9 protein-coding genes are annotated in these 5,931 nt (G+C 68.3%); 6 read left to right on the top strand and 3 right to left on the bottom strand.

What is annotated here, in order from left to right:
• Positions 1–273: 273 nt before the first annotated feature.
• Positions 274–876 (bottom strand): TetR/AcrR family transcriptional regulator, encoded by a 603-nt coding sequence (locus tag AC27VN_RS30295; protein WP_093343675.1) that lies wholly within the window; start codon positions 874–876, stop codon positions 274–276.
• A 176-nt stretch (positions 877–1,052) separates the two neighbouring features.
• Here AC27VN_RS30295 and AC27VN_RS30300 point away from each other — a divergent pair, with 176 nt between their 5' ends.
• Both AC27VN_RS30300 and AC27VN_RS30305 read left to right on the top strand, forming a co-directional pair.
• Positions 1,053–1,997, top strand: a complete 945-nt coding sequence (locus tag AC27VN_RS30300; protein WP_057591795.1) for a CysB family HTH-type transcriptional regulator — start codon at positions 1,053–1,055, stop codon at positions 1,995–1,997.
• Between the two features lie 176 nt (positions 1,998–2,173).
• Positions 2,174–2,437: a hypothetical protein gene (locus AC27VN_RS30305; protein WP_093343673.1), complete on the top strand. Its 264-nt coding sequence runs from the start codon at positions 2,174–2,176 to the stop codon at positions 2,435–2,437.
• Between the two features lie 93 nt (positions 2,438–2,530).
• Here AC27VN_RS30305 and AC27VN_RS30310 read toward each other — a convergent pair whose 3' ends face one another.
• On the bottom strand, positions 2,531–2,941 hold the full coding sequence (locus tag AC27VN_RS30310) for an RcnB family protein (RefSeq protein ID WP_093343671.1): 411 nt from the start codon (positions 2,939–2,941) through the stop codon (positions 2,531–2,533).
• 155 nt (positions 2,942–3,096) lie between these two features.
• A complete protein-coding gene (locus AC27VN_RS30315; RefSeq protein WP_093343670.1) occupies positions 3,097–3,693 on the bottom strand; it encodes a dihydrofolate reductase family protein in 597 nt (198 codons plus the stop codon).
• Positions 3,694–3,841: 148 nt separating this feature from the next.
• Between AC27VN_RS30315 and AC27VN_RS30320 the strand changes: the two genes are divergently transcribed.
• From AC27VN_RS30320 to AC27VN_RS30335, 4 genes are all read left to right on the top strand, one after another.
• Complete coding sequence (locus AC27VN_RS30320) at positions 3,842–4,270, top strand: winged helix-turn-helix transcriptional regulator (RefSeq protein WP_490878953.1); 429 nt, start codon at positions 3,842–3,844, stop codon at positions 4,268–4,270.
• Positions 4,271–4,376: 106 nt separating this feature from the next.
• Positions 4,377–4,793 carry a VOC family protein gene (locus AC27VN_RS30325; protein ID WP_208513805.1) on the top strand — a complete coding sequence of 139 codons (417 nt, stop codon included), beginning with the start codon at positions 4,377–4,379 and terminating at the stop codon, positions 4,791–4,793.
• 20 nt (positions 4,794–4,813) lie between these two features.
• A complete protein-coding gene (locus AC27VN_RS30330; protein ID WP_490878954.1) occupies positions 4,814–5,167 on the top strand; it encodes a DUF6176 family protein in 354 nt (117 codons plus the stop codon).
• Between the two features lie 109 nt (positions 5,168–5,276).
• A complete protein-coding gene (locus tag AC27VN_RS30335; protein ID WP_490878955.1) occupies positions 5,277–5,915 on the top strand; it encodes a GDSL-type esterase/lipase family protein in 639 nt (212 codons plus the stop codon).
• The last annotated feature ends 16 nt before the right edge of the window (positions 5,916–5,931 follow it).

Consider the following 5,931-nt stretch of genomic DNA (forward strand, 5'->3'; position numbering starts at 1 on the left):
GAGGCTGGCGCCGTAGTAGCCGGAACGCGCGGCGTGGGTGGAGGCCGAAGGCGTGGCGCTGCTCGTCATGCCGTGCGCCCTTCAGTACCAGACCCAGTCCTGGTTGCTGCCGGGCAGCGCACGCAGGGCTTCGCGCAGGGTTTCGACGCCGAGGGCCAGCGCGTAGACGGCCAGACAGAGGGCAATGATCAGCATGGTGTTTCTCCTTTTTTATCGCACGGTTGTGCGAAATTCAGATAAGCAAAGACGAAAGGCGTGCGCCCGGGACCTGCCTCAGGCGCGATAGTCGGAAAGGATGCGCCGCCAGCTGCGCGCGGCATGCTCGCCGGCCAGCGGATCGCGCAGGAAGCGCGCGTCGTGCAGCAGGGTCATCACGAGGCCGTTGAGCTCGCTGACCAGCAGCGCGGCATCGGTGCCGGCCTTGAGCTCGCCGCTGTCCACCGCCTGCAGCACGGTGCGGCGCAGCGCGGCGCGCCAGCGGGTGATCTCGGCGAGCAGCAGCTCGCGCAGCTCGCCCTCGCGGTCGTCGTACTCGAAGGCACCGGCCATGTAGAGGCAGCCGGTCTCGCTCTCGACGTCGCGCGTGCGCGCGATCCAGCGCTCGACGATGTCGGTCAGCCGCGCCAGGCCCTTGGGCTTCTGCATCGCGGGCACGAACACGTCGGCCAGGAAGCGGCGGCCGTATTCCTCGATGACGGCCTTCTGCAGCGCCTCGCGCGATCCCACGCGCGAGAACACGCCGCTCTTGGACAGGGCCAGCCGGCTCGCGATCGCCTGCAGCGTAATCGCCTCCAGGCCCTCGGCCAGCGCGAGATCCATCGCCGCGCCGACGATGGCGGTGCGGGTCAACTCGCTTTTCTGGGTCTTGGCGTCCATGCGGCGTACTTTAGCACAGTCGTGCGAAATAGCAAGCCAACGCAAAGGCCGCCTTGCCAGAGGGCCCAAAGATGATTTGCTCATGTGAAACCAACAAACGCATCGTTCCCCGCATAAGCCGTTGTGCAGAGAATTCCCGGTCCGTCCCGCTCCGGGACATGACCCTTCCGCGCCAGATGAACTTCCAACAACTGCGCTCGGTACGCGAGGCCGTTCGTTGCGGCTTCAACCTGACCGAGGTCGCCCATACCCTCCACACCTCGCAGCCCGGCGTGAGCCGGCAGATCCGCGAACTCGAGGAGGAGCTCGGCATCGAGCTCTTCGTGCGGGCCGGCAAGCGGCTCACCGGCCTCACCGAACCCGGCGGCCACGTGCTGCCGATCATCGAGCGCATGCTGCTCGAGAGCAGCAACCTGCGGCATGCCGGGCAGGAGTTCGTCGCGCAGCAGAGCGGCCTGCTGTCGGTGACGGCCACGCACTCGCAGGCGCGCTATGCGATGCCGGTGGCGGTGCAGGAATTCCGCGCCCAGTTCCCCAACGTGAAGCTGCACCTGCACCAGGGCTCGCCCAAGCAGATCGCGCAGATGCTGATCGACGGCGAGGCCGACGTGGGCATCGCCACCGAGGCGCTGGGCGACTACCCGCAGCTGGTCGCCCTGCCCTGCTACCGCTGGACCCATTCGGTGATCGTGCCGCCGGGCCATCCGCTGCTCGACGCGCCGCTCACGCTCGATGCGCTCACGCGCTATCCGCTGATCACCTACGACACCGGCTTCACGGGCCGCTCGCGCATCGACGAGGCCTTCGCGCAGCGCGGGCTCACGCCCAACATCGTGCTGGCCGCGATGGATGCCGACGTGATCAAGACCTACGTGCAGCTCGGCATGGGCGTGGGCATCGTGGCCGGCGTGGCCTACGAGGCCGAGCGCGACACGCAGCTGCGCGCGATCGACGCGGGGCGCCACTTCGGCATCAACCTCACGAAGCTCGCGGTGCGGCGCGGCAACTACTTGCGCAAGTACGTCTACGCCTTCATCGAGTCCTTCGCGCCGACCCTCACGCGCGCTGTGGTGGAAAAGGCACTGACCGACGAAACCAGGGCTTCGCACTACGAAATCTGAAAAGCGTGGCCCGACAAGGGCTTGGCGCGTGGACTTCGCACGGCGGATGCGAGGCTTCGGTCACGATGTCGACCGAAGCGGCGAGACTTCCATACGAAAGCATGAAAAAGCTGCCAGTTGCTTCACACAAGGAGCGTACATTCGCATTCATCCCAGCTTTCCGGAACGGATCAGCAATGGCATCGATTTCGCAGCAGCACCCCACAGCGAAGGCCAAGGCCCTCAAGGCCGCCGAAGCCAGCGAACGGCGCGAACGCCTGCGACGAGGGCTGCCCGCCACGGTGGAACTGCTGCAGCAACGCCATGCCGACCGCATCGACGACAGCGACATCGATGCCTACGTGAACCTCAACTGGCTCGAATGGCACGGCGGCGGGCTGCGGCTCACGATCACGGGCCGCAACGTCTGCGCGCAGCTCGCGCCCACGGCACTCGTCTGAGGCACCCCCAAGAGAAAGCCGCCGCGGCGTGAGGCCTGCGGCGGCTTTCGTGCGGGCTCCTCTCGGAGCCACTGCGGCAGTGGGCACTTATCGTTATTGGCCAGCGATGATCTGCGAGATCACGCCCGTGGCGATCGCGGCCAGCACGAAGTCGCCGCCCACGCCCATCCACTGGTAGCCGCGCGGCGGCGGCTGCAGGCGGTAGGCGCGGTAGTCGTTGACCACGTAGTTGCGCGTGCGGTACTCGCTCGGCACGCGGCCACCGCGGCGCCATTCGGCATGCGGCTGCGGGAAACCGCGGCGATCGAACTGGCGTCCGTCGCGGAAGTCCTGGTTGCCCCAGTGGCCGGGCGGCGGGCCGCGGCGCTCCATGCGGTCATGGCCCGGAGGGCCGCCGCGATGACCGTCATGGCCGCGGCCCTGCGCGAAGGCGCTGCCCGCTGCCATGCACATGGCGAGTGCCGCAGCGGCCACGGCCATGCTCTTCGTCTTGTTGATGAACATCTGGAACTCCTTCGTGCGTGTTGTGATGACGAGTCCATTGTGGGCGGCCTGTGTGTCGGTCAGCCGGCGCTCAGGTAGGCGCGAAGTGAAACAAGGTAAGCGGCGGTATCCGCGCCTCCTGCGCTCCTACAGCCGCGCGGCGCCATGGTGCCGTTTCAGGGCAGGCCGGGCACGTAGCGGTTGACCACGATGCCGCATTCATAGGCGTCGGAGCGCAGCAGCGCGAGCCGGTGGCCCTTGCTGCGGTCGTTGAACACCGACAGCCCGCCGCCCACCGCGGCCGGATTGACGAAGAACTGGAACTCGTCGACCACGCCGGCCTCGACCAGCGCCGACGCGAAGCCCACGCCGCCGATCGAGAGGATGTCGCCGCCCTCCTGGCGCTTGAGCGTCTCGACCGCCTCGGCCAGGTCGCCATGGACCACCGCGGTGCGCTCCCAGCGCGAGGCCTCGAGCTTGTTCGAGAGCACCACCTTGTCGGCATTGACGATCTTCTGGGCGAAGGCGTAGTGGCGATCGGCCGGAAAGCGCTGCGCCGCGCGGCCCCAGTGGTCGAGGTAGCCCTCCTCCGCGATCTTGCGGCTCAGGAGGATGGTGCCCACGCTGTCGAACACGGTGTTGAAGTCCTGCTTGAGCCGCTCGTCCCAGGGCCAGGGATCGCCCCAGCCCCAGAGCTGCCAGTCGAGGTGGGCGTGGGCCGCCGACACATAGCCGTCGACGGACATCTGCATCTGAAGGATCAGCTTTCTCATGCGCGTTCTCCTGGTGGGTCTGGAAGGGATCGAAGCGCCCTGCTTTCTGCTTGCGAATTGCAATCGGTTTCCGGCGGGCGGTTGCAGTGTCTTCCGACCGATGCAAGAATGCAAGCGGTTCCGAAAGAAAAGCGTAGGAGCGCGCGCCATGGCATCCCAGGAAAAATCCCTCTGCCCGATCAATCTCGCGCTGGAAGTCTTCGGCGACCGCTGGAGCCTGCTGATCGTGCGCGACATGATGTTCGCGGGCAAGCGCCATTTCCGCGAGTTCCTGCAGTCCGACGAAGGCATCTCGACCAACATCCTCACCGAGCGGCTCGGCAAGCTCGTCGATCAGGGCGTGCTGCGCAAGAGCGACGATCCCACGCACCGGCAGAAGGCCCTCTACAGCCTCACGCCCATGGGCATCGACCTGCTGCCGGTGGTGGCGCAGATCGGCATCTGGGGCCGCAAGCACACGGCCGCCACGAAGGACAGCGCCGCCGATGCCGCCGCGCTCGACAAGGGCGGGCCCGCGCTCTGGAAGAAGCTGCAGGCGGAGCTGCGGCGCGCGCATGCCGAGGGCTGCGCGGCCTGAAAGACACGCGTCACGTCCGGTCACCAGACTCGCGCGGGAGCGCTGGCAGAATGCCGCCCGGCACCCTGCCAAACCCGAACGCAGCAACCACACACCGAGGGGTCCGATGACCGAACACACCGTCGCGGCAGCCGTCGTCTACGCCAAGGACGTGACGCGCCTGAGCACGTTCTACACGCGCGTCGCCGGCCTGTCGCTCGCCCATGCCGAAGGCGGATTCAGCACCCTCGAATCGCCCGCGCTGCAGCTGTTCGTGGTCGCGATGCATGGCGACATCGCGGCCCGGGTCCATGTGTCGCAGCCGCCGGTGCGGCGCGAGAACACGGCGCTGAAGTTCGTCTTTCCGGTCGAGAGCCTGCGCGATGCGCGGCGCGCGGCCGCCGAGCACGGCGGCGCATTGAAGCCGGCCGAGGCCGAATGGGCGTTCGGCGGCCATCGCTATTGCGACGGGCACGACACCGAGGGCAATGTGTTCCAGCTGCGCGAGCGCGCGGTCGCCACGGGCGACGAGACGAACGATTGAGCGGGCGCGGCCACAGCCCCATGTCCGGATCGCCCGACGTCCCCGAGGGCAGCGACAGCGCCGTCTGCGCGCGCGTGCGCCTGCATCCGGGCTCGCTCGAACGCGTGCGCGCATGGGCCCGCTACATCGCCGAACACCGCGAGGAGGCGCTGCGAACGCTGGCCGCGGAAGGCGTCACCATCGAGTCGGTGTTCCTCGACAGCGGCAGCGAGGGCGACTTCCTCGTCTACTACATGCGCGCCGCCTCGCACGAGAAGGCGCGGCAGGTCGCGACGCAGTCGACCGAGGCCATCGATCGCTATCACCAGGCCTTCAAGCGCGAGACCTGGGCCGAGGTGAAGCGGCTCGAGGCGCTGGTGGACCTGCGCCGCTGACCGCCCTCCTCCGCCCTGCCCGGTTGTCGCCAGATCCGGTACGGTCTTTCAGGCGCGCGCGAAATGCGCCGCTATGCTGGCGCCCGCCTTCACTTTCGCCTACCCACGCATGAACCGACGCCACCTGCTGCAGCTCCTCGCCGGCGGCATCGCCGCCTCCACGCTCGCCGCCTGCGGCCGGCGCAAGGCCTCGGAGCCGGCGCTGAAGTCAGATGCCAAGCTGCTCGCGCTGGGCGACAGCCTGACCTTCGGCTACGGTGCCCCACCCGGGGAGGACTGGCCCGCGAGGCTCGCGGCACTCACGGGCTGGCAGGTGGTCAACGAAGGCATCAACGGCGACACCTCGGCCGGCGCGCTGAAGCGGCTCGACGCGCTGCTCGCGGCCGACAGCTACGACGCGGTGCTGGTGGGCATCGGCGGCAACGACATGCTGCGCGGCGTGCCGCTGCAGACCACGCGCGACAACATCGCGGCGATCGTGCGCCAGGCGCGCACGCACACGCCGCGCGTGGCACTGATCGCCACGCCCGCGCCCGAACTGCTGCGCGCGACCATCGGCGCGCTCAGCGATGCGCCGCTCTACGAAGAGGTCGCGACCGCCGAGCAGGCGCTGCTGATCCCGGCGGTGTATGCGGGCGTGCTGTCCGATCCCGCGCTGCGCTCCGACCGCATCCACGCGAATGCGCAGGGCTACGAGAAGATCGCGCAGCAGATCGCCGAGCAGTTGCAGAAGGCCGGCTGGCGCTGAACCGCCCCGACGCGCC

The sequence above is a fragment of the Variovorax sp. 20P10.2.4 genome (assembly GCF_058244205.1).

Excerpts from the sequence above, each read along its gene's own strand:
- AC27VN_RS30305 (WP_093343673.1), top strand. The coding sequence starts at position 2,174 with ATGGCATCGATTTCGCAGCAGCACCCCACAGCGAAGGCCAAGGCCCTC.
- AC27VN_RS30300 (WP_057591795.1), top strand. The coding sequence starts at position 1,053 with ATGAACTTCCAACAACTGCGCTCGGTACGCGAGGCCGTTCGTTGCGGC.
- AC27VN_RS30335 (WP_490878955.1), top strand. The coding sequence starts at position 5,277 with ATGAACCGACGCCACCTGCTGCAGCTCCTCGCCGGCGGCATCGCCGCC.
- AC27VN_RS30315 (WP_093343670.1), bottom strand. The coding sequence starts at position 3,693 with ATGAGAAAGCTGATCCTTCAGATGCAGATGTCCGTCGACGGCTATGTG.
- AC27VN_RS30320 (WP_490878953.1), top strand. The coding sequence starts at position 3,842 with ATGGCATCCCAGGAAAAATCCCTCTGCCCGATCAATCTCGCGCTGGAA.
- AC27VN_RS30325 (WP_208513805.1), top strand. The coding sequence starts at position 4,377 with ATGACCGAACACACCGTCGCGGCAGCCGTCGTCTACGCCAAGGACGTG.
- AC27VN_RS30295 (WP_093343675.1), bottom strand. The coding sequence starts at position 876 with ATGGACGCCAAGACCCAGAAAAGCGAGTTGACCCGCACCGCCATCGTC.
- AC27VN_RS30310 (WP_093343671.1), bottom strand. The coding sequence starts at position 2,941 with ATGTTCATCAACAAGACGAAGAGCATGGCCGTGGCCGCTGCGGCACTC.
- AC27VN_RS30330 (WP_490878954.1), top strand. The coding sequence starts at position 4,814 with ATGTCCGGATCGCCCGACGTCCCCGAGGGCAGCGACAGCGCCGTCTGC.